Source organism: Chryseobacterium oranimense, from assembly GCF_900129755.1.
GTDB lineage: Bacteria > Bacteroidota > Bacteroidia > Flavobacteriales > Weeksellaceae > Chryseobacterium > Chryseobacterium oranimense.
The window spans coordinates 263,377-284,484 of sequence record NZ_FQWT01000005.1 but is presented as its reverse complement, the minus strand read 5'-3'; the positions used below and the strand labels follow the sequence as shown (position 1 = coordinate 284,484).

Genomic DNA, 21,108 nt, shown 5'->3' with positions numbered 1-21,108 from the left:
AATCTCTCAATCTCTCAATCTTTTAATCTTGATTCTTGATCCTTGATTAGCATCAATAAGTACCGCGAGCTGAATACATGGTTCCTCCGACCGGTTGCTCCAGGCATGATTGGTTCCTCTCTGAATGACAATATCTCCCGGTTGAAGTAAAGTTTCACCTTCTTCCATAATTAGGTAAAGCTCACCGGAAAGAATGATGATGTAATCTAAGGTCTGCGTCTGATGCATCATGGGATGAGGTTCTCCGGCTTTAAATTCCATCCCGAGATCTTTATCGGGAGGGATGACAACATAACGGAAATAAGTCCCGTTTTTTGGTGTTTGTGGAAATCCTGTATTAGGAATTTTCGTTTCAACATTCAGTACTGCCGGCATTTTTTGCGTGTTCCAGATGTCTGAGATAATAAGCCCAGGAAGATGTTCCGCTACGTTTTCTGCCTGCTTGTCTTCAATAATAACAGATTTCCCGTTTTTGATTCCTGTGACAATGCGTCTGGGTATTTTATTCATGTTTCATGATGAGTTTGTGACCTTGGGTCTGGTTATTTTTAAGAATGGAATGGGCTTTTAAAATAGTTTCCAGGGAAAGATTCCCGACTGTTCTGTATTGAGGCGGACTGATAATTCCGGTCTCGATAAGCTTAGAGATTTTCTCCAGATTTCCTTTATAATATTGATAATCCTTGCTCATGGTATAAGAATAATTGGAAATATTCATAATTACAGTTCCTTTATTGAAAAGGGTTTCATGAGCATCTTTTGTGATAAGGGCGGTAACATCGGCGTAGGTTCCATTGATTTTTAAAACATCTGCAGTGACCTCAGACATATAATTCCCGACAAGGTCTATTCCAAAATCGAAAGGTTTATTGTTATTGGCTTTTAATAGATTGTCAACAAGATTTTCTTCTTTATAATTAATGATTTGATGATTTTGTAAACCAATTTTCAATAAAATCTGCCTGTTTTCTTCACTTCCGACAGTTGCCACAACATTTCGGAAATGATTTGCCGTTAAATATTTAACCACAAAAGAACCGACTCCTCCCGTTGCACCGGTTACTAAAATTGTATCGTCAGTGTTTAATTTCAAACGGTTGAAGGTTTGTAGCGCAGTAAGCCCTGCGGAAGGAATGGCTGCTGCCTGTTCAAAAGAAATTCCTTTGGGTTTCAATGCAACGATAGCTTCCGGAACGGCAATATATTCGGCATAAGTACCGTTGCTTCCCATCGAACCGCTTCCACAGAATACTTCATCTCCGATATTGAACTGATGGGCGCTGACCCCTTTCTCCACCACAATCCCGGACAGCTCACGGCCTAAAACAGGTGAACTGACCAGCTTTCGTTCAAGCTCATTCTCAATCATTTGGTAATCAATTGGGTTGAAACCGCTTGCCTTGATCTGAATTAAAACTTCATGATCTTTTGGAACTGGTTTTTCGAACACGGCATTTTCAAGCTGGAAATTTTTATTTAATGCAATAACTTTCATATCAGTAAATTTGATACACAAATGTAAAGTGAGAATAGTTTATATTTGCTACCAGTTAACTATTGGTAACTAGTTACCTTAATGAAACCATTATGGCAAAAATTATTGAAAACGGCATAGAAAGGGAAGCAAGCTGCACAGAAGAACTGTTTGCCATGCGCGACAGCCTGGATGTTTTGGGCGGAAAATGGAAACTGATGATTTTGCGCTACCTGACGAACAGACCGGACCAGCAGATTCATTTTAAAAAATTACAGCGGGGCATTGATGGAATTTCTGCCAAAATGCTCAGCAAAGAACTGAAAGAGCTGGAAATGAATCTTCTTATTACCAGAACAATCCAGGATACAAAACCCATTACAGTAGTGTATGCGGTTACAGAATACGGAAAATCAGTTTTACCGGTCACTGAAACGCTCGTGAACTGGGGGATTATTCATAGGGAGAAAATCAAGGAATCAATGAGTTCTTCTGATCTATAGATAAAAAATCCTCATACCCATGTAGAGTTGAGGATTTTAAATAATACGAAATTTTGTTTTTAATTTTTTTCTAACCACGACTGTACCAGTTCAGAGTGATCTTCCACCCATTGTTGGGCAGTAGCTTCTTTGTTTTTACTCTGTTCCATTTTCATTAAAAGGTCAGACATGTTTTCATCATCAAAATGGAGTTTAGAAAAGAATTTTGCAAGCTCCGGATGATCTTTCGCAAAACTTTTTCTGGAATAGGTTTTAATCTGCTCCGCTTCACCAAATATCTTTTTGGGATCATCAAGAAATTTAAGCTTCATTTTACCAAACATCCAGTGAGGCTGCCATCCGGTTACCACAATCCATTCTTTACGCTGGATGGCATTTTGTAATTCGGTGATCATGGCAATAGTTGAGGAGTTGATCTGTGTGTAATCAAGATTATAATCAATAATTGCTTTATCAGTTCCGGTGGTTAACCCGGCCCCCTTTTCAATTCCTATAATTCTGTGGTTGAATTGTTCCTTATGCTGATTGAGCTCCTCAATGGAATTAATGGTAACGTATTCCGGCACAACCAATCCAATACGGCCGTTATCATAATTGGTTCCAAGATGAGTAAGTCCAGGAAATTTGGCCAGCTTTTTAGCGTGGGTATAAGGAAGCCAGACTCCCAGGAACAGATCTGTATCTTCATTATTCATCGAAGCCAGAATCATATCCGTAGATGCTTTTTGAATAATAACGTGATAGCCTTGTTGGTCCAGAATAGCTTTAGCAACATGGGTCATTGCAACATCTTCTGCCCACCCATCTACCATTCCTATGGTGATGTATTTAGAGTTTTTTATATTTTCACATGAGTTCAATACCGTTAATATCAGCATTAAAACCGGGAAAAAAAGATATTTTAATCGCTTCATCTTATTGTTTTTTCTTTACAAATCCCTGCGTAATACGGTCCAGGATAATGGCTAAAATCACGACGGATAAACCACTTTCAAATCCTAATCCGATATCCAGGTTATTAATTCCTTCCAGTACTTTCTCTCCCAAACCGCCTGCCGCAATCATTCCTGCAATAACGACCATGGATAATGATAAAAGTATAGTTTGATTGATCCCTGTTAAAATCGTTTTCATTGCTAAAGGAAGCTCTACTTTGAACAGAATCTGACGGTTGGTGGCCCCAAAAGCCCTTGCCGCTTCTACAATATCTTTCGGAACGGCTTCAATTCCCAATGTTGTTAACCGAACAGCAGGCGGCATCGCGAAGATAATCGTTGCAAAAGCGCCGGGTACTTTACCGATGCTGAAAAACAGTACAGCCGGAATGAGGTAGACAAATGCGGGCATAGTCTGCATCAGATCCAGTAAAGGACGGATGATTTTTTCTGCTATTGTGCTTTTAGCCGCTAAAATTCCCAGCGGAATAGAAAGAATAAGAGCCGTAATGGTGGAAACAAAAATAAGCGCCAGCGTTTCCATGGTTTCTTTCCAGAGTCCCATTAAAAATATCAGGCTTAATCCCGCTGCGGTCACCACAGCAATACCTTTTCCTGCTTTCCATAATGCCAGGAGGGTAAAAAAGAGAATGATTACATAAAAAGGAGTGTTTGTTAAAACCCATTCAATCCCCATAATGGAGGAGTTTCCCAGATGTTTTATGACATCAAATACAGGCTTTCCGTTTTCTGTGAGCCAATTGATTGCAGTTTCTACATATTGGCCTATATCTATAGTTTTATTCATCTTATTGGTTGTTTGCAATTTCTTTTAATTCTATAATCTCTTCTTCGTTAAATTTGGTAGCTTCTATGATGAGTGATAATTGGGTGACAAGACCTAAAAATTTATTGTCTTCATCGATAACAGCTATGGCTGATTTGCTTCCGGAAATTAATGGTAACATTTCTTCTACAGTTACTTCCGGATAAACCGAAGGCACATTACTATTGATAATGGACTCTACTGTAGGTTCTTTCTTTTTGGCAATGCGGACAACATCGTTTAGCGTCACAAAGCCTAAGAATTTATTCTGAAAATCTACAACAGGCAGGTTTTCCAGACCGGTAGTCCTCATTTTTCTTAAAGCTCCTTCAGGTCCGTCTTTTCTGAAACGTACCACTGTCGCTTTATCAAACATGAGAGATCTTGCGGTGATAATGGTTTTACGGTCCACTTTTTCTACGAACGCTTTTACATAATCACTTGCAGGATTGGTTAAAATATCTTCGGCTGTTCCTATCTGCTCTATAACTCCATCTTTCATGATGACGATACGGTCTCCAATTTTGATGGCTTCATCCAGGTCGTGGGTAATGAAGACTATGGTTTTTTGCAATGTATTCTGCAGTTCAAGCATCTGGTCCTGCATTTCAGATTTTATCAAAGGATCGAGTGCGGAGAAGGCTTCATCCATCAGTAAAACTTCGGGATCGTTTGCCAAAGCTCTTGCCAATCCTACTCTCTGCTGCATTCCCCCTGAAAGCTGGGAAGGATATTGATTTTCGAAACCGTTTAATCCTACAATGTCCAGCGCTTTCTGTGCTTTTTTATCACGGGAAGCTTTATCTTCTCCTCTTATTTCCAGCCCGAAACCGGCATTGTCTAAAACCGTATGATGGGGCAGCAACCCGAATTTCTGGAATACCATACTCATTTCCGTTCTTCTTACTTCCAGTAGTTCTTTGTTGTTTTTGCCGGTAATATCATCGTCATTGATGTATACTTTTCCGGAAGTGGGCTCATTCAGTCTGTTTAGACAGCGCAGCAGGGTAGATTTTCCACTTCCCGACAGTCCCATAATGACAAAAAATTCTCCTTCATAAATTTCAAAACTGGCTTTGTTGATTCCTATGGTACAGCCTGTTTTTTCAAGAATTTCCTTTTTGGAAAAACCTTTGTCCAGAAGTTCCTGCGCTTTTTCTTTGTTTTTACCAAAGATGATGGTCAGGTCTTCCACTTTAAGTTTTACTTTTCTAGTGTTTTCATTTTTTTCCATATTCAGAATTTTTCAATTAATAATTTGATATAAAGAATTGTACACCAATTCATTATATGCATTTAGTTTTAGTTGTCCTGCTGTTGGCAATAGGATAAAATAATTTGCGAAGCCTTTAATGATAAAAGCTTTAAACAAAAAAATAACAGCATAAAGACCTGCTGTGGCCTTATGTTTATTTTAAATATTTCAATAGATTATACTCTAGAAAAAGAGTGTATCATGTAAAAGAAGCTTGTCTTTTACATAGATTCTACAATTAAATTACTGATGAGGTAATTACAGATATGTGTACTGAACAACTTGAATGGCTACATTTGATCAAAATGCTTGCCAGCATCAAAAAACTATATATCAGTTTTTATGACGGTGCAAATTTACGAATTTTATATTAAATGGATTTTTACAGGTGTAAAGTATTGATTTTCAGTATTTTTTAAGGTGGTAATTGCATGGTTTTTTTTCTCTTATCATTAAAGTTAAGAGAATATGGACGCTCAGATTATTTTAGGAAGTTCTCCTATAATTTAGCTTATAAGGCTATTTCAATAAAACAGCAATAATTGCAAGGATGGCAGGCAAAGCCTGAACGAAGAATATTTTTTTGGTAGCAGAAATTGCTCCATAAATTCCGGCTACAGCAACACATCCCAAAAAGAACAGCGCAACATTCGTCTGCCATTGTGGATCTTTAATTAAAAAAGACCAGATAAGTCCGGCAGCTAAGAAACCATTGTAAAGCCCCTGATTGGCAGCCAGTCCTTTTGTAGGTTTAAACATTTCTGCGGGTAATGCAGCTTTGAACACTTCTTTCCCTTTAGTTTCCCAGGCGAACATCTCCATCCAAAGGATATAAAGATGTTCGATTGCAACGACTGCGATCAGAATTTTTGCAACAAGTTCCATTATTTTAATGTTTTTGACATTGTAAAACTAAAAAAATAAAGTTAAGTTTGGTTACTTAATGGCAAATATGGATAGTTTCAAAGTACATTTAAATAAATTTATCAAGATTACAGACGAGGAATTTGCTTCCATATTTTCTTTTTTTAAGGAAGTGGAAGTGAAAAAAAAGCAGAACCTGATGCTTCATGGTGAAATCTGTAAATCAATGTATTTTGTATCTGTGGGCTGTCTCAGAAAGTTTTTTATTAATGAAAAAGGAGCGGAGCAGACCACTGAATTTGCCATAGAAAACTGGTGGATCACGGATACTTTCGCTTTTGAAAGACAGATCAAATCAGATTTTTGTATCCAGGCGGTGGAACGTTCTACCATTCTTATGATAGACAATCAGCAGCAGGAGCTTCTGCTGAAAAAACATCCCGTTATGGAACGCTACTTCAGAATGATCTATCAAAGAGCTTATGCAGCTTCCGAAAGGCGGATCCGTTATTTGTATGAAATGTCCAGAGAAGAATTATATGTCCATTTCAGTACGATGTATCCCTGGTTTATTCAGCGAATTCCCCAGTATTTAATAGCTTCTTTTTTAAACCTCACGCCGGAATACCTGAGCGAAATCAGAGCTAAATTACGTTCTTAAACCAGTTTAAGATTTTTACCGATTATAAGTCGGAGATTTGTCATGTGATTAAAAACCAGTATCATGACAGACAAAAATATCAAGTTTCCACGGCTGTTTTTAAGACTTGCCCTTGCTGTAACCATGCTTTCTGCTGTAGCGGACAGGTTCGGTTTCTGGGGTGCCGGTTCAGCCTGGGGAAACTGGTCAAATTTTGAGGCATATACAAAAAAACTCACCTTTTTTCTTCCGGAAACTTTAAGTATTGTTTCGGCTTATGCAGCTACTTTTTTTGAAATAATTTTTCCTTTAATGCTTCTCGTGGGTTGGAAAACCAGGATTGCAGCTTATGGAGCAGGTTTCTTATTACTGGTATTTGCATTATCCATGACCATGGCATTGGGAATTAAGGCATCGCTTGACTATTCCGTCTGGGTGGGAAGTGCCGGAGCATTTTTACTGGCGGTTCAGCCGAAATATTTTTTTAGTATAGATCATTTAACCCATAAATAATAATAGTATGAGCGCAAGATTAAATATTGCCAGCGTAGATTCAGCGGCTTACAAAGCTATGCTTGGACTGGAAGGATATCTTCAGACCATTTCACTCAACCACATCCAGAAGGAGCTTATTAAGATCAGGGCTTCACAGATCAACAAATGTGCTTTCTGCCTTGATATGCACACAAAAGATGCCCTTAAATATGGTGAAACAACACAAAGAATTTTCATCCTTAACGGCTGGAGAGAAGCGAAAGATTTTTTCACAGAAGAAGAACAGGTTCTTTTGGCGATGACAGAGGAAATTACCCTGATCAGCGATAAAGGCCTTACAGAAGAAACATTCCAGAAAGCAAAACAGTATTTTGATGAAGCAGCCATTGCACAGATCATCATGGCTATTGTGACCATTAATGCATGGAACAGAATTGCTGTAAGTACTCACATGGACATTCCAAAATAGTTTCTGTAAAAAAATTATCAGAATAGCCTTTCAGTTTTTGAAAGGCTATTTTATTGTTGTGATCGGTGTTTGACGATTGTTATGTTTAAAAATTTTATTCCTGTTTTTTGTTAAAAATAATGTGATTTCTATTTTTTTTATCATTAATTGTGATGCTATTTGTAACATTTTTGACATTTTACTACTAACTGCTAAATCAATAAAAAAATATGAAAAGAACAACTACAATTATTAAAACTTTAGCCATCACATTATCTTTGGGATCTGCTCCTCTTGTTTTAATTCACGCACAGGACAGAGAGACCGAGCTTTCTATCAGGAATCTGCCAAAAATTTCCACCTCTTCTGCAATGGGGAATTTTTATGCCAGTTTTAACGGACAGAATATTCCGACGGATTTTCTCACGACGAATTTTAAAAAATGGCTTGGAACGGATGATAACCATACTTTTGAGCTGGTTAGTGCCAAAACGGATGAGTTGGGTTTTAAGCATACTGTTTTTCAGCATTATTTTAAAAATGTGAAAGTTGCAGATGAATTAATCCTTGTACACGAAAAGGATGGTAAAGTAACTTATGTAAACGGGGAATTAACTCCGGATATCAAACTGACTGTTCAGCAGCCTCTTACCCAGGCACAGGTTGAAAGTATTGTCAATGCTGATCTGAGAACACCGGATATAACTTTTGCAGATTTTGAGCAGGTAATAACAAAAGTATATGCCGGTAAAGGAGTAGAGCTGCACTCGGTTTCCCAGATAGATGCCCTTTCTCTGAAAACGTTACAGGGATACATGTACTATATCGATAACGGGACAAAGCAGATTGTAAAGAAATTAGAAAAAATTCATCATCATAATATAACTCCTGTTATTAATAATATTTCAACCGTTAAGCCTTCAGCAGGAATTACATCTGTGGTAAGCCCTTTTCTGGATACTTCTTCCACGAGTGCTACCTACTATAAAGGAAATCAGCAAATTACTGTGGATTCTTACAACGGAGCTTTCCGTCTGAAGGATAATGCAAGAAACGTACATACCCTTGACGGAACAGGCTGGGATGGTAACGGAAGTGCTGCTTCAGGTTTAACAGGTACAATTAATGAATATTCCAGCAGTACGGCCAACTACACGGCAGCGGCAACTAAACCCGCTGTAGAAGTGCATTGGGCAATGGAAAAAGCACATGATTATTATGTAAACAGACATAACCGGAACTCTTATGACGGAAGCGGATCTATCATAAGAAACTATTATAATATTAATTTTAACAGAAATACAACCACCGGTGCAGGCCAAACGCCAATTGACGGGACTAATGCGGCAGCAATTGACCAGCAGGGAATCGTAGCCATGGTGTATGGCAGTGGCTTGTATCAGGGGCAGGCAGGATATTTTGGGCCTATTGTGGGAATAGATGTGGCAGGACACGAATATTCACATTTAATGGTGAGCAGAACAGCTAACCTTGCCTATCAGGCCGAATCCGGAGCCCTGAATGAATCTTTCGCGGATATGTTCGGTACAGCTATAGAATTCTATTCCAATGTAAATCCAAACTGGACTATTGCAGAGGGAATTCCTAATCCTGGTTTAGGAGCTAATTATTTCAGAAATATGGCCAATCCTAATGCCGGTTCCAACCAGATTGGCGGGCAGCAGCCTGATACTTATCAGGGGACTAACTGGGCAAGTACTGCACCTCCATATAACCAGAACAATGATCACGGAGGCGTGCACAAAAACAGTGGAGTAGGAAATTATTGGTTTTATCTGCTTTCCCAGGGTGGTTCAGGGACTAATGATAACGGGACTGCATTCAATGTGACAGGACTTACCATCCAGAAAGCGGAAAAAATCGCATTCAGGACTTTGACTACTTACCTTACGGCGAACAGCGGTTATATTAACGCTTATGATCAATCCAAGCAGGCTGCTATTGATCTTTATGGAGCAAACTCCAACGAACTGCAGCAGGTAGAAAATGCATGGTGTGCTGTAGGAATTGGTAATTGTGCAAAATTGCTCGCTGTTAATGAAATTGCTAAATCTGAACTTCAGAATATTAAAATTTATCCTAATCCGGCTACCAGCGGACAATTTACTATTGAATCCAATATTAAAGGTGCTGCAGATTATGAAATTTATGATCTTTCAGGCAAGCTGATCAAGCCGGCAGAGAAGCTTGAAAAAGGAATCAATAAGGTGAATGGCAGCGGAATACAGTCAGGAGTGTACCTTGTAAAAATAAATGCTGAAGGGAATACTGTTTCCAAGAAAATAGTTATTAAATAATTAATATTTAAAATATTATAAAAATAGCCTTCGAATTTCGAAGGCTATTTTATTTTGATGAATCAGATTCTAATAGATGGCTACAGGATTGATGTTCACCTGTGTAGATCCTACATACAATGGCTGTCCCAGAACAAACAGAAATTCCCAGATCTTATCTTTCACCAATAGGCGGCTGTCAATCAGTTCAAGGTTGTAAATTCCTTTCTTGGCCAGCATAAACTGGTTAATAGGAAATTCTTCCTTAGACTTTGGATTGGGATAAACTTCAGATGCCCAGGTATCTCCTCCAAAGGCAACAATTCCCTGCTCAGCAAGCCATTGTGCGGCTTCCATACCAATTCCCGGTTCGGTTTCCAGGAATTTCTTGTTTTCTTTACCTATCAATTCCAGCCATCCGGTATTGAACAGGACAATATCGCCTTTTCTCAAAGTTAATTTCTGTTTCTTTAAAACGGATTTGATGTCTTCAACAGTAAACTCTGTTCCTCCGGGTACAATTGATTTTCCATAATGAGCCGTCATATCGAGAACGACACCGCGGGTAACGAAAGGCGGTACTTTTTCAACTCCCAGTTTTTTTACTCCTTCCACAGTTACAAAGTCGGTCGCTTTGTTTCCATTGTAGTATATATTATCAATTCCGATGTGGCCGATGCCGTTGAGCTGGGTTCCCACTCCGGTCCATCCGTTCACAAGCTCATCATTGAAGGTAAATTTATTGGGACCTATACTTTTTCCTCCCTGTTCTCCGGGCTGGATATTGTATAAGTTGAAACTTCTGTGTCTGAAAGCCGGAAGATTTTTATCAATAGGGACAGCAAGTGCCAGCGTTTTACCTTGTTTTACCAGTCCTAAAGCTTGTTTTACGACTTCAGGAGTTAACAGATTAGCTGCGCCGATCTCATCTTGTGCACCGTAAGCAGAAGGATACCATGACTGGTCTTCCGGATTGACGAGTGTTTGAGCCTTTAATGTAATGCTGCTGATAGTCAATAGGGTTACTAACCCAAATATTTTGATCAGGTTCTTTTTCATTTTTTAAAGATTTATGAGTTAAAAGAAAGGAAGCTGGAAGAGGAAGTGGAGTTATTGAAATCGGATCAGATAACGGATGGAATTGTATTGATTTGATTTTCCGACGAAGGATGAATCTCTTTTACATTCAGAATAGTAAAACAGAAGTGTGTTGATTATCAATACACTAAAAGACTTTTCATCTTCATATCTCCCTCTTCCAGCCTTTATATTATATCTCGCTCAATGCTGTATTGATGAAATTCAGTTCATCCTGAGAAAGTTCAATAGCCATAGCCTGGGCATTTTCGATAGCCTGCTGGGCATTTCTGGCTCCTGCCAGTACAACGGTAATTGCTGGCTGCATGGTTGTCCAACGTAATACCAGCTGTGAAAGAGAGGCATTTTTTTCCTTTGCAACAGGTTCTATTTTTTCCAGGAAAGTTTTCACTTTATTTAAATCAAATTGCGAAAAATAGCCATTTCTGTGGTCGTTATCCTTTAATTTATCTTCTTTGAAATATTTTCCGGTCAAAAGACCTCTTTCCATCGGGCTGTACACAATAATTCCCGAATTATTTTCTAAAGAGTAGGGAACCAGATCGCCTTCAATAGCTCTGTTCAGCATGCTGTAAGAAACCTGGTTGCTCGCCAGATGAAGGGTTCTGTTAGCTTCCTGCATTTGTGAAACGGTATAATTGCTGACTCCTGCTGCAAGAATTTTTCCCTGCTGGATAAGAAGTTCCATAGCTTCCATTGTTTCGGAGATCGGGGTGGTGCTGTCCGGCCAGTGAAGCTGTAAAAGATCGATGTAATCTGTTCCCAGTCTTTTTAAGCTTTCTTCTACTTCTTTAATTACATTAGCTTTTGAAGCATATTTATAAACCGGAAGGGTTTTCCCTTCATCCTCGGCATCAAAGAAAAATTCTCCTTTTCCGTTGTTGCTTCCGTCCCATACCAGTCCGAATTTGGTCAGCAGCTGGATTTTTGTACGGTCTTTTCCTTTAATAGCTTCTCCGATCATTTCTTCGCTGAGCCCGAATCCATAGAAAGGAGCCGTATCAATAGAAGTTACGCCATGATCCAGAGAGGCATGAATTGAATTGATGGAATCCTGTTTTTCATTTCCGCCCCACATATTTCCTCCGATGGCAAATGCTCCGTGAGTAATAGCAGACAGTTCCAGTTCTGTATTTCCTAATTTTCTGTATTCCATTTTGTTTTGAGTAAAATTATATTTAAAATGTAACCACAAAAGGCAAAAGCTTTACTCTTTTGTGGTTAATGAGTTGATTATTTGCTAAGTTCTTTTAAAATAGCTTCCCCTACGCTTTTGGCAGACTGAGGATTTTGTCCGGTAATCACTCTTTGGTCTGTTACCACATGGTTCTGCCAAAGTCCTGATTTTTCAAATTTTGCCCCTCTTTCTTTTAGCTTTTCCTCCAGAAGGAAAGGAACTACATTGGTAAGCTTTACCTCAGCTTCTTCTTCGTTGGTAAAGGCATTGATTTTTTTGCCATCTACAAGATATTTTCCATTGTTCAGTTTAATATTCACAAGACCGGCCGGACCGTGACATACTGCTGATACAATGCCGCCTTTCTCATAAATTTTTGAAGCAATACCCGCCAGTTCTGTATTATCTGCGAAATCCCACATAGCGCCGTGGCCTCCTGCGTAGAAAATTGCACTGTAATTGTCCGGATTTATCTGAGAAGGCTGTAAAGAATGATCGATCTTGTTTTTGTATTCTGTATTTTCCCAGAATTCTTTATTCACAGGATCTTTTAAATCGAATCCGTCTACCGGAGGAGTTCCGCCTTTCGGACTTACAAAATCAATTTCATATCCTGCTTTGTGAAGAACTTCCCACGGATGGGAAACTTCGCCAAGATAGTATCCGGTGTCTTCGCCGGTGCTTCCTTTTTTGTCATGACTTGTTACGACAAACAAAATTTTCTTTTTCATAAGTTTAGATTTTTGGTGTTGTGCCTGTATAAACCCCACAGTAAGTAAGGCTAAAAATAAAAATGTTAGTTTTCTCATATTAAAGAATATGGGTGGTATAAATTTGCGGTTTTTCCTGTAGTTTTTCGTCAACAATAGCTCCGAAAGCCTGAATGTAAGGCTGCTGGTTATGCTGGGCCAGCCCTTCTTCACTTTTCCAGATCTCATAGAAAACGAACTGGTTTTTATCCTCAATTCCCTGATGAAGACTGTAAAGTTCGCAAGCTTCTTCTTTTCTTGTTTCCTGCACCATATTCTGAAGGGTTTCCAGTACTTCCGTCTGATATTCTTCTTTGGCTTTTATAACTGCTGTAAGATAAATTTTCATATTAAATAAAATTTTCGATGGATTGATATTGAGGATTCCAGCCAAGTTCTGTTTTGGCCTTATCCGAATTACACAAACTGTTTGAGGCAAATCCAAAATATCCTCCCGCAGGACCAAATGTATTGACTGCCTCCTGTACGCTCACAGACTGTGCCGGCTGTAAATTGTATTGTCTGCTTATATTTTCTGCCAGATTTCTGATGGTAGAAGAACCGTTTTCTGCATAATAAAGAGAACCTGGTTTTGCTTTTTCCAATGCAAGTACATAAAGATCGGCAAGGTCCTCGATATGGAGATTTGACCAGATATTTTCGCCTTTTCCAAAGTAAGCTCCATACCCTTTTCCTTTGGAGAAATTAATCAGGGCCGGAAGCTGGATACTGTCTTTTTTTAAACCCAGACCTTCACCATAAACCATTGTAGGTACAATGACAATGCTTCTTATATTTTTCCTGGCAGATTGAAGAACATACTGGTTGATCAGCACTCTTGATGCCATTTCAAGCCTCGGATTCAGGGGAATGTCTTCTGTGTACACAAAATCATTTTTTTCTCCGTTCTCTTTACCTCCGAAAATAGCTGAACCGGAAGTGAAAATAAATGTTTTACCGGTTCCTTCCAGCGCATTGATGAAACTGTCTGCAGCATAAGCATCATCTGCAGAATCTGCGGTATGGATTATGGCATCAGCGTTGGAAATAGCAGCATTCAAAACAGATTCGTCATGGATATTGCCTACAATGGATTCAATTCCTAGTTCCTTTAACTTCTCTGCTGCTTCTGCATTACGAACCAGCCCTGTAACATTGTAGTTACGTTCTGTAAGCTTCTTGGCTACGGAACCCCCGATATAACCGGTGATTCCAGTAATCAGTATATTTTTCATCAGGCTAATTGCGGTTTAAGTTCTTTTTCAAAAACCTGTTCAAGGTGGTCTCTGTAGAGTTTCATATCACGTTCTATATTGGCATTTTTCTCTACGTCGTGGAAGTGAAAGCTTTCCATTTTTTCCAAAGAAACAAAAGCATTCATTCTATGGAATCCAAATAACGGTCCATTATCTACACTGGTCTCATTGAAGAATTCTCCGGGAAGCGTAAAGGCTGTTTCAGGGGCATTCCAGCTTGTGGTTACCATATATTTTCTTCCACCCAGCATTCCTCCGGTTCCATAGTTGATTTCAGGGTTTTCAGCTTTTCTTCCGTCACTCATGTAAATTCCTTTGGCATGACCGGCTGTAAAAACTTCATCAATATATTTCTTGAATCCGTTAGGAAGCTGAAACCACCAGATGGGAGTGTGGTAGATGATAAAATCTGCCCATACAAACTTCTTTACTTCTTCATCCTTATCGAAGCCGTCTGCAATTTGAGTGGTCTTTACTTCTATATTTTCAAATTTATTAAGTACTGCAAGTGTATTTTCTGCAATCGTGTCATTATATTTTCCTCCGGAATGTCCAAAATTTTGTCCTGCGTTAATGATCAATACTTTTTTCATTTTATGATTGTTTAAATTTTATGATGCAAAGTTACATTCAGGTTTTGTATAATAAAAATAGTATGAATTATAAGTAACTATTAGAATAATGATAGTTGAGTTATTTTATTCATGGTTAAATATCATACAGGCAGATGATCCTGTTGTGCGACTTCTCCTGTAATTTTGTTATGAAATAGAATGAATATGATACGGATTGCTATTTTTAGTGATGTGCACGGAAACCTTCCTGCCCTGAATGCAGTGCTTGAAGACATGGAGAAAAGAGGAATTGAGCAGAAGTTCTGCCTGGGTGATCTGGTTGACTTTGCTCCCTGGGGAAATGAAGTGATCGAAAAGATCAGAAATCTGAACATTCCATGTCTTATGGGAAACCATGATGAAAGAATCGCTTTTGATATCCCTGTTGTTCCTTTATCTAAACATTCACCCGAAGAAACAGAAGCGAGATTTATAGCTATTGATCATTCCAAAAAATACATTACAGAACAGAATAAAACGTTTTTATCAGAATTACCTTTTCATATACAATTAAACTATAAGGTAGGAAATAGGCACTGGCGTATTCAATTGGTACATGCAGGTCTATCCAGTAATGATACCTATTGGTATGAAAATGAGAGTGATCATATTTTTACAGGTATGCTGGAAGAATCCCGGTCTGATATCATTGTCATGGGACATACCCATTTATCATTTAAAAAATATTTTGAGACTAAAGGCTGGGCTGTTAACTGTGGCTCTGTAGGCCGTTCCAAAGAGGAAAACCGGCTGGCTTCCTACCTTATTCTGACGATGGAAGAGGATCGTATACTACCAGAGATTATTCAAATTGCTTATCCTGTTGAAGAAACTGCCCTTGCTATCGAAGAAAGCGGAATTCCCGATTATTATGCTTCGTTTCTGAAGAATGAAAAATCATCAGTATTATAATTATTTTGTAACTTTGTATCAGAATATTTATAATTAAAGTTATGGTCAATTTAGAATGGTACCGCACTTTTAAAGCGATATATAAAACTGGAACGCTCACAGGAGCAGCAGATTCTCTGTTCATTTCACAGCCTGGTGTAAGCCTCCATCTAAGCTCACTGGAAGCATATGTAGGATATAAATTATTCGACAGAACCGGAAGAAAAATGATCCCTACAGAAAGGGGAAAAGTATTATTTAATGCTGTTTCAGAACCGATTGCAAAGCTTGAAGATGTAGAGAAGAATTTTCAGAAATCCACGGAAAAACTCACTCCTACCATCAGTGTTGGGATGTGTTTCGAAACCTTTCAGACTACCCTGGAGCAGTATGTTTCTACTTTGCCTTTTAACCTGATCATCAGCTTCGGGGAATATCCGGAAATGCTGGATCAGCTGGATAAAGGAATTCTCGACCTGATTATTACCCCTAAAAAAGGAATTTCTCCCAATATTGAACATGAAGCATTCTCTTCCGAGCAGATTATTCTTGTAGGTGGAAAAGATGTAGATACTGAAAGTTTCCGGGAAACACTCGATACTAAAGGAATAGAACATGCCGAAGAATGGCTGAAACAGGAAAAATGGTACGGCACCACAGGAGACATGGAACATCTGTTTCAGTTCTGGATCATGAATTTCGGGCATAAACCGAATTTCCGTCCCAATTATATAGTTCCTAATTTAAACTCCATCATCCGCTGTCTGAAAGGCGGAACCGGACTAGCTGTTATTCCTAATTTTCTGTGTAAGAACGAAATAGAGAACGGGGATGTCAAAATGATCTGGGAAGGCGAGAAAAAACTGGAAAATACACTCTATTTCGGCTGCAGGAAAAAAACAAATTACCAGTCTGAGATTGATCACATCAAAGGCTTATTCAGAAAGGTCATGGGCAAGAACAACCATGTCGCGCATCTGTAATCCGTTTTCATAAATAGGGAATGGGTAATTATCTGTAAAGAAATCTTTACGTATTCCCTTTTTTATAAAACCGTTCTTTTCGTAGAATTTAATCTGCTGGAAACCCGTGTCCGAAGTTCCTACAGTTAATGTTGTATACCCGTTTTTTCTGGCTATTTCTTTTGTCTTATCTATCAGAATACTGCCGATTCCCCTGCTTCTGTAGCTTTCAATAACTGCAATATTCTTAATTTCCAGTTCTTTATTGCTGTTCGGATGCATTGCCATTACGGCGATATCCTGAATGCCATCGTTTAAAACATAAATAGAAGAATCAAAAATATATCTGTTGATTGCTTCCACAGTTTCGTCAGCAAGCAGCAGCAATTCATACGGAATATCCATTCCTGAAGTGATCTTCTTAAAAACAAAATTTTCCATTTATAAACTCATATGGATCAGCGGATAATTTTTTCCTGAGCCGTCTTTTTCCGATCTCCCGACTCTTTTAAATCCCATTTTTTCATAAAAACCGATGGCCTGAGGGTTTTGTTCATTCACATCTACTTTGGTGAGACCTGTGGTTTCCTTCATCCATTCATACAGCTTTTTACCATAACCTTTTCCCCGTGGATCATCATGAATAAACAGCATTTCTAGGGTGTCCCCGGCAACAGAAGCAAAACCTTTTGCCTCACCATCTTCCGAAATCAGATAAACATCAAGTTGCGGAAGATAATCTCCGGGAATGGCTTCTTTAAAATAGTTAAAATCTTCTTCCGCAAGAAAATCATGGGTTGCTTTAACAGCAGATTCCCAGATTTCCATGATTTTAGGATAATCTTCGGCTTTTGCCAGCCTGATTTGATGTAACATTGTTTTAGTTTCCCACAAAAATAAGGAAAATAAGAGATGTCTCCTTATTGTTTAAACTACCGGAAGCTTCCGGCAACAAACTCGGATAGTTAAAAATAGATGAAAAAACTGTAAAATTGGTAAGCAGAATTTCCAATTTTTATCGCAAATTTGTTAAGCTTAGATTCAGATTAAAAAAATTAAATTAAAGAATAATGCAAAAGAAAACATACACAGGACAGCCTGTAGTAACATTAAATAACGGAGTGGATATCCCTGCTTTAGGCTTTGGAGTATGGCAGATGGAAAACCTGGACGAATGTAAAAAAGCAGTGGTAAAAGCCATTCATACAGGCTACAGAATGATTGATACGGCAGCTATTTATTTAAATGAAACCGCAGTAGGGGAGGCTGTAAAAGAAAGTGGTGTAAGCAGAGACGAGCTGTTTATTACCTCAAAAATCTGGGTTCAGGATCACGGCTACGAAAAAGCAAAAAGTGCATTCCAGAGAACTTTGGACAGATTACAGATGGATTACCTGGATATGTATCTTCTTCACTGGCCTTTCGGAGATTTTCTGGGTGCCTGGAAAGCACTGGAGGAGCTTTACCACGAAGGGAAAATTAAAGCTATCGGGGTATGCAACTTTACAGTAGAGAAATTGGAAGAGCTGAAAGCCAATTCAACGGTTCTTCCTGTGATCAATCAGATCGAGCTTCATCCGGTTTTCCAGCAGAAAGAACTTCAGGTATATGACAGGGAAAATAATATCATAACACAGCCTTGGAGCCCGCTTGGAAACGGAAATGCAGATCTTTTGAACAATTCTCAGCTGAAATCGATTGCAGAAAAATACAATAAAACAGTAGCCCAGGTGATTCTGAGATGGCATCTTCAGGAAGGATTTGTTGTAATCCCGAAATCCGTAACCCCTTCCAGAATTGAAGAAAATTTTAACGTTTTCGATTTTGAACTGACTGAAGATGAAATGAATATCGTCCGCTCTCTGGATACAGGAAAAAGACTGTTCTTTGATCCAAAAGATCCTGAATGGGAGCAAAAGATGCTGAAATCTGTAGCGGATATCTAACAAGCGAACATTAATAATACCTCCCGCAAATTAAACGGACAGCAGATTTTATAATCATTTGTTCAGTCAGTTTAATTAGCGGGATTTTTAATTAAAAAAACATGGCTGCTGGATACTGTGAGCAATATCATGTCTTCTAAACCTAAAGCTGTCGCCAGATTTTTGTAAATTTTAGATAAAATTATTCTTATGTTTTGGCCGGATACCATCAGTAAAATTTTAGAGGTAAAATATCCCATTATTCAGGCTCCGATGTTTGGAGTAAGTACTCCCAAAATGGCTGCAGCAGCTGCAAAAGCAGGATGTCTAGGATCATTGGCCTTGGCTGATCTTCCTGCGGGCAAATCGGCTGAACTGATCAGAGAGACCAGAAAACTCACAGATCAATCTTTTGCGGTTAATATTTTTGTTCACGATATTCCTGAGCTTACCGGATCTCTGAGAGAAAAATTTATTAAAGCAAAGCGGTTTATCACCGATCTGGCAAAGGAAAATCATATAGAAGTGAAACTTCCGGATCTCGAAGAGATTAAGTTGAACAGTTACCATGACCAGGTAGAAGCTATTATTGAGGAAGGCTGCAAAGTATTAAGCTTTACTTTCGGGAATCTGGATGATAAAAGCATTGAAAAGCTGAAAGAAAACCGAGTAACGCTTATCGGAACCTGTACTTCACTGCAAGAAGCATTAGTCCTGGAAAAATCCGGGATTGATATTATTTGTGTGCAGGGAATTGAAGCCGGTGGGCACAGAGGAACATTTGTCGCGGATCATATTCCTGAAATCGGTGGTATTTCCTTGTTTTCCCAAGTTTATGATTATGTAAAAGTTCCCTTAATCTATGCGGGCGGAATTTATAACGGAAAAACTTTAAGAGCGGCAAAAGAGTTGGGTGCGCAGGGCTTTCAGGTAGGAAGTATGTTATTGGCATCCCAGGAAAGTGCTTTGCAGCCTTTTGAAAAAGAGAGGCTGGAAAATGTAACGGAAAAAGAAATTGTTCTGACAAAAAGTTTTTCGGGACGGTATGCAAGAGGGATAAAAAATAAATTCATAGAAAGCATCGAAGATTCCGGCTATATTATGCCGTATCCTTACCAGAATAAGCTGACCAATGAGCTGAGAAGGGTTGCGAAAACGGTAAACAATGCAGAGTTTGTAAGTATCTGGGTAGGGCAGTCTGTTCATAATTACAGCAGACTTTCAACGGAGGATATTTTGAAAAAACTTATCCTGGAAGCAGAATAATTCACCTGTTAAAACCCGGATGAATTCATCGGAAATGTAAATAAAAAACGTTCTTTGATCAAAGAACGTTTTTAAGATATGGGTAATAAAATTATTTATTTTGTAAGATCCAAGCCTCCGAAATTACCGGAGCTCATCATAAGGAAAACACCGTTGGTTTTGTCCAGAGTTTCCCAATAGGCGTGCAGGTCTTCAGCATTGGTGAATACTCTCAAAGTATCATTTTTAAACTTCTCTTTGATGAATTCGGGAGAAATAGGTTCCATTCTTTTAATTTTTAAAGCATCCTCCGAATAGAAAACAACAGCTTCATCCAAACCGTCCATAGCATGGTCATACTGTTCAAGGAACAGGGGATTTAAACTCGAATACGTGTGAAGCTCAAGGAAACCGTATTTCTTTTCCTTTTTAAACTGCTCACAGAACGCTTTTACCGTTGCTTTTACTTTACTCGGTGCATGGGCAAAATCTTTGTATAAAACTCCCTGATCCTGTCTTTCTACTTTTTCAAGACGTTTTGAAGCTCCTTTGAAACTCATAATGGCTTCGTAGAAATCTTCATCCATAATCCCCAGCTGCTGGCAGATATGTCTTGCTCCTTCCATATTTAGCAGATTGTGTGAACCGAAAACAGAAAGTGGAACATCTCCCATTTCAGTTTTCAGATATACTTTTCCGTTGCTGATCTCATATTCAGGAGTTTTGTAAGGGATTTTTCTGAAATAATTTTCAGCGGCTTCCACTACTTTTACCACTTCAGCATCTTCTTCATTGTATACCAGAACACCGCCCGGGGTAATGCTTGCAACGAATTTTCTGAACTGATCTATATAATCATCAAATGTTTTGAATACATTGATGTGATCCCAGGCAATACCGCTCATTAAAGCAATATTCGGCTGGTAAAGAAGAAACTTGGAACGAAGGTCAATAGGAGAGGAAAGATATTCATCGCCTTCCAGGACCATAAAATCGTTTTCCTGCGTTAGTTTTACCATACAGTCAAAACCTTCAAGCTGAGCTCCCACCATGAAATCTACATCTTTCTGATGAAAGTTCAGCACGTGAAGTATCATGGAAGTAATGGTTGTTTTACCGTGCGATCCGGCAATTACCACTCTTGTTTTGTTTTTCGACTGTTCGTAAAGGAACTCAGGATATGAATAAATTTTTAAACCCAGCTCTTTTGCCTTTGCCAGCTCAGGATTATCCTGATGGGCATGCATACCAAGGATAACGGCATCTATATCCGCAGTTATTTTTTCCGGGAACCAGCCCATTTCCTGAGGCAGAATACCTTTCTTTTCCAGTCTGGATCGTGAAGGTTCAAAAATAGCATCATCCGAACCGGTTACCTGATATCCTTTATCCTTTAATGCAATAGCAAGATTATGCATGGCGCTTCCGCCGATAGCAATGAAGTGGGTTTTCAA

24 protein-coding genes are annotated in these 21,108 nt (G+C 38.7%); 9 read left to right on the top strand and 15 right to left on the bottom strand.

Annotated elements, in window-relative coordinates:
• Positions 1–6 precede the first annotated feature (6 nt).
• Positions 7–510 (bottom strand): cupin domain-containing protein, encoded by a 504-nt coding sequence (locus BUB03_RS16280; protein WP_073065090.1) that lies wholly within the window; start codon positions 508–510, stop codon positions 7–9.
• A complete protein-coding gene (locus BUB03_RS16275) occupies positions 503–1,495 on the bottom strand; it encodes a quinone oxidoreductase family protein (RefSeq protein WP_073065087.1) in 993 nt (330 codons plus the stop codon). Before BUB03_RS16275 ends, BUB03_RS16280 begins: the two co-directional genes overlap by 8 nt.
• 92 nt (positions 1,496–1,587) lie before the next feature.
• Here BUB03_RS16275 and BUB03_RS16270 point away from each other — a divergent pair, with 92 nt between their 5' ends.
• A complete protein-coding gene (locus BUB03_RS16270) occupies positions 1,588–1,977 on the top strand; it encodes a winged helix-turn-helix transcriptional regulator (RefSeq protein ID WP_073065346.1) in 390 nt (129 codons plus the stop codon).
• A 59-nt stretch (positions 1,978–2,036) separates the two neighbouring features.
• Here the strand turns inward: BUB03_RS16270 and BUB03_RS16265 are convergent, their stop codons facing one another.
• The 4 genes from BUB03_RS16265 to BUB03_RS16250 form a co-directional block, all read right to left on the bottom strand.
• On the bottom strand, positions 2,037–2,891 hold the full coding sequence (locus BUB03_RS16265) for a glycine betaine ABC transporter substrate-binding protein (protein WP_073065085.1): 855 nt from the start codon (positions 2,889–2,891) through the stop codon (positions 2,037–2,039).
• Position 2,892: 1 nt separating this feature from the next.
• Complete coding sequence (locus BUB03_RS16260; protein WP_073065082.1) at positions 2,893–3,720, bottom strand: ABC transporter permease; 828 nt, start codon at positions 3,718–3,720, stop codon at positions 2,893–2,895.
• Between the two features lies 1 nt (position 3,721).
• Entirely contained in the window at positions 3,722–4,972 is a 1,251-nt protein-coding gene (locus BUB03_RS16255; RefSeq protein ID WP_040996622.1) for a quaternary amine ABC transporter ATP-binding protein, read from the bottom strand.
• Positions 4,973–5,512: 540 nt separating this feature from the next.
• On the bottom strand, positions 5,513–5,878 hold the full coding sequence (locus BUB03_RS16250) for a DUF1304 domain-containing protein (RefSeq protein ID WP_040996620.1): 366 nt from the start codon (positions 5,876–5,878) through the stop codon (positions 5,513–5,515).
• Between the two features lie 67 nt (positions 5,879–5,945).
• Between BUB03_RS16250 and BUB03_RS16245 the strand changes: the two genes are divergently transcribed.
• The 4 genes from BUB03_RS16245 to BUB03_RS16230 all read left to right on the top strand — a co-directional run bounded on the left by BUB03_RS16245 (position 5,946) and on the right by BUB03_RS16230 (position 9,758).
• On the top strand, positions 5,946–6,518 hold the full coding sequence (locus BUB03_RS16245) for a Crp/Fnr family transcriptional regulator (RefSeq protein ID WP_175547509.1): 573 nt from the start codon (positions 5,946–5,948) through the stop codon (positions 6,516–6,518).
• A 63-nt stretch (positions 6,519–6,581) separates the two neighbouring features.
• A complete protein-coding gene (locus tag BUB03_RS16240) occupies positions 6,582–7,010 on the top strand; it encodes a DoxX family membrane protein (protein ID WP_073065077.1) in 429 nt (142 codons plus the stop codon).
• Positions 7,011–7,017: 7 nt separating this feature from the next.
• On the top strand, positions 7,018–7,461 hold the full coding sequence (locus tag BUB03_RS16235) for a carboxymuconolactone decarboxylase family protein (protein WP_040996616.1): 444 nt from the start codon (positions 7,018–7,020) through the stop codon (positions 7,459–7,461).
• Positions 7,462–7,670: 209 nt separating this feature from the next.
• Entirely contained in the window at positions 7,671–9,758 is a 2,088-nt protein-coding gene (locus tag BUB03_RS16230) for a M4 family metallopeptidase (RefSeq protein WP_073065074.1), read from the top strand.
• A 69-nt stretch (positions 9,759–9,827) separates the two neighbouring features.
• On the opposite strand, the gene BUB03_RS16225 is transcribed toward BUB03_RS16230, so the two are convergent.
• The 6 genes from BUB03_RS16225 to BUB03_RS16200 all read right to left on the bottom strand — a co-directional run bounded on the left by BUB03_RS16225 (position 9,828) and on the right by BUB03_RS16200 (position 14,610).
• Positions 9,828–10,796, bottom strand: a complete 969-nt coding sequence (locus BUB03_RS16225) for a cyclase family protein (RefSeq protein WP_139258891.1) — start codon at positions 10,794–10,796, stop codon at positions 9,828–9,830.
• Between the two features lie 211 nt (positions 10,797–11,007).
• A complete protein-coding gene (locus BUB03_RS16220; RefSeq protein ID WP_040996607.1) occupies positions 11,008–11,991 on the bottom strand; it encodes an aldo/keto reductase in 984 nt (327 codons plus the stop codon).
• A gap of 77 nt (positions 11,992–12,068) precedes the next feature.
• Entirely contained in the window at positions 12,069–12,743 is a 675-nt protein-coding gene (locus tag BUB03_RS16215; RefSeq protein ID WP_073065340.1) for a type 1 glutamine amidotransferase domain-containing protein, read from the bottom strand.
• A gap of 79 nt (positions 12,744–12,822) precedes the next feature.
• Positions 12,823–13,110 (bottom strand): putative quinol monooxygenase, encoded by a 288-nt coding sequence (locus BUB03_RS16210; protein ID WP_073065071.1) that lies wholly within the window; start codon positions 13,108–13,110, stop codon positions 12,823–12,825.
• Between the two features lies 1 nt (position 13,111).
• Positions 13,112–13,996: an NAD-dependent epimerase/dehydratase family protein gene (locus BUB03_RS16205; protein WP_040996603.1), complete on the bottom strand. Its 885-nt coding sequence runs from the start codon at positions 13,994–13,996 to the stop codon at positions 13,112–13,114.
• Complete coding sequence (locus BUB03_RS16200; protein ID WP_040996601.1) at positions 13,996–14,610, bottom strand: NAD(P)H-dependent oxidoreductase; 615 nt, start codon at positions 14,608–14,610, stop codon at positions 13,996–13,998. The genes BUB03_RS16205 and BUB03_RS16200 overlap by 1 nt, the downstream gene beginning before the upstream one ends.
• Before the next feature lie 186 nt (positions 14,611–14,796).
• Here BUB03_RS16200 and BUB03_RS16195 point away from each other — a divergent pair, with 186 nt between their 5' ends.
• Both BUB03_RS16195 and BUB03_RS16190 read left to right on the top strand, forming a co-directional pair.
• Entirely contained in the window at positions 14,797–15,543 is a 747-nt protein-coding gene (locus BUB03_RS16195) for a metallophosphoesterase family protein (RefSeq protein ID WP_073065338.1), read from the top strand.
• A gap of 41 nt (positions 15,544–15,584) precedes the next feature.
• The gene (locus BUB03_RS16190) at positions 15,585–16,505 is read left to right on the top strand and encodes a LysR family transcriptional regulator (protein WP_073065068.1); all 921 of its coding nucleotides are present in this window, start codon (positions 15,585–15,587) and stop codon (positions 16,503–16,505) included.
• Here the strand turns inward: BUB03_RS16190 and BUB03_RS16185 are convergent.
• A complete protein-coding gene (locus tag BUB03_RS16185) occupies positions 16,458–16,925 on the bottom strand; it encodes a GNAT family N-acetyltransferase (RefSeq protein WP_073065067.1) in 468 nt (155 codons plus the stop codon). The two genes, BUB03_RS16190 and BUB03_RS16185, sit on opposite strands and share 48 nt — an antisense overlap.
• A complete protein-coding gene (locus tag BUB03_RS16180; RefSeq protein WP_073065064.1) occupies positions 16,926–17,360 on the bottom strand; it encodes a GNAT family N-acetyltransferase in 435 nt (144 codons plus the stop codon).
• Between the two features lie 194 nt (positions 17,361–17,554).
• Between BUB03_RS16180 and BUB03_RS16175 the strand changes: the two genes are divergently transcribed.
• Together BUB03_RS16175 and BUB03_RS16170 are read left to right on the top strand one after the other, a co-directional pair.
• On the top strand, positions 17,555–18,430 hold the full coding sequence (locus BUB03_RS16175) for an aldo/keto reductase (RefSeq protein WP_073065062.1): 876 nt from the start codon (positions 17,555–17,557) through the stop codon (positions 18,428–18,430).
• 189 nt (positions 18,431–18,619) lie between these two features.
• The gene (locus BUB03_RS16170) at positions 18,620–19,675 is read left to right on the top strand and encodes an NAD(P)H-dependent flavin oxidoreductase (RefSeq protein ID WP_073065059.1); all 1,056 of its coding nucleotides are present in this window, start codon (positions 18,620–18,622) and stop codon (positions 19,673–19,675) included.
• Positions 19,676–19,770: 95 nt separating this feature from the next.
• Here BUB03_RS16170 and BUB03_RS16165 read toward each other — a convergent pair whose 3' ends face one another.
• Positions 19,771–21,108, bottom strand: a complete 1,338-nt coding sequence (locus tag BUB03_RS16165) for a UDP-N-acetylmuramate--L-alanine ligase (protein ID WP_073065056.1) — start codon at positions 21,106–21,108, stop codon at positions 19,771–19,773.

What these genes read in the sequence shown, in the direction of transcription:
- BUB03_RS16280 (WP_073065090.1), bottom strand. Translation starts at nt 510, where the DNA reads ATGAATAAAATACCCAGACGCATTGTCACAGGAATCAAAAACGGGAAA.
- BUB03_RS16275 (WP_073065087.1), bottom strand. Translation starts at nt 1,495, where the DNA reads ATGAAAGTTATTGCATTAAATAAAAATTTCCAGCTTGAAAATGCCGTG.
- BUB03_RS16270 (WP_073065346.1), top strand. Translation starts at nt 1,588, where the DNA reads ATGGCAAAAATTATTGAAAACGGCATAGAAAGGGAAGCAAGCTGCACA.
- BUB03_RS16265 (WP_073065085.1), bottom strand. Translation starts at nt 2,891, where the DNA reads ATGAAGCGATTAAAATATCTTTTTTTCCCGGTTTTAATGCTGATATTA.
- BUB03_RS16260 (WP_073065082.1), bottom strand. Translation starts at nt 3,720, where the DNA reads ATGAATAAAACTATAGATATAGGCCAATATGTAGAAACTGCAATCAAT.
- BUB03_RS16255 (WP_040996622.1), bottom strand. Translation starts at nt 4,972, where the DNA reads ATGGAAAAAAATGAAAACACTAGAAAAGTAAAACTTAAAGTGGAAGAC.
- BUB03_RS16250 (WP_040996620.1), bottom strand. Translation starts at nt 5,878, where the DNA reads ATGGAACTTGTTGCAAAAATTCTGATCGCAGTCGTTGCAATCGAACAT.
- BUB03_RS16245 (WP_175547509.1), top strand. Translation starts at nt 5,946, where the DNA reads ATGGATAGTTTCAAAGTACATTTAAATAAATTTATCAAGATTACAGAC.
- BUB03_RS16240 (WP_073065077.1), top strand. Translation starts at nt 6,582, where the DNA reads ATGACAGACAAAAATATCAAGTTTCCACGGCTGTTTTTAAGACTTGCC.
- BUB03_RS16235 (WP_040996616.1), top strand. Translation starts at nt 7,018, where the DNA reads ATGAGCGCAAGATTAAATATTGCCAGCGTAGATTCAGCGGCTTACAAA.
- BUB03_RS16230 (WP_073065074.1), top strand. Translation starts at nt 7,671, where the DNA reads ATGAAAAGAACAACTACAATTATTAAAACTTTAGCCATCACATTATCT.
- BUB03_RS16225 (WP_139258891.1), bottom strand. Translation starts at nt 10,796, where the DNA reads ATGAAAAAGAACCTGATCAAAATATTTGGGTTAGTAACCCTATTGACT.
- BUB03_RS16220 (WP_040996607.1), bottom strand. Translation starts at nt 11,991, where the DNA reads ATGGAATACAGAAAATTAGGAAATACAGAACTGGAACTGTCTGCTATT.
- BUB03_RS16215 (WP_073065340.1), bottom strand. Translation starts at nt 12,743, where the DNA reads ATGAAAAAGAAAATTTTGTTTGTCGTAACAAGTCATGACAAAAAAGGA.
- BUB03_RS16210 (WP_073065071.1), bottom strand. Translation starts at nt 13,110, where the DNA reads ATGAAAATTTATCTTACAGCAGTTATAAAAGCCAAAGAAGAATATCAG.
- BUB03_RS16205 (WP_040996603.1), bottom strand. Translation starts at nt 13,996, where the DNA reads ATGAAAAATATACTGATTACTGGAATCACCGGTTATATCGGGGGTTCC.
- BUB03_RS16200 (WP_040996601.1), bottom strand. Translation starts at nt 14,610, where the DNA reads ATGAAAAAAGTATTGATCATTAACGCAGGACAAAATTTTGGACATTCC.
- BUB03_RS16195 (WP_073065338.1), top strand. Translation starts at nt 14,797, where the DNA reads ATGATACGGATTGCTATTTTTAGTGATGTGCACGGAAACCTTCCTGCC.
- BUB03_RS16190 (WP_073065068.1), top strand. Translation starts at nt 15,585, where the DNA reads ATGGTCAATTTAGAATGGTACCGCACTTTTAAAGCGATATATAAAACT.
- BUB03_RS16185 (WP_073065067.1), bottom strand. Translation starts at nt 16,925, where the DNA reads ATGGAAAATTTTGTTTTTAAGAAGATCACTTCAGGAATGGATATTCCG.
- BUB03_RS16180 (WP_073065064.1), bottom strand. Translation starts at nt 17,360, where the DNA reads ATGTTACATCAAATCAGGCTGGCAAAAGCCGAAGATTATCCTAAAATC.
- BUB03_RS16175 (WP_073065062.1), top strand. Translation starts at nt 17,555, where the DNA reads ATGCAAAAGAAAACATACACAGGACAGCCTGTAGTAACATTAAATAAC.
- BUB03_RS16170 (WP_073065059.1), top strand. Translation starts at nt 18,620, where the DNA reads ATGTTTTGGCCGGATACCATCAGTAAAATTTTAGAGGTAAAATATCCC.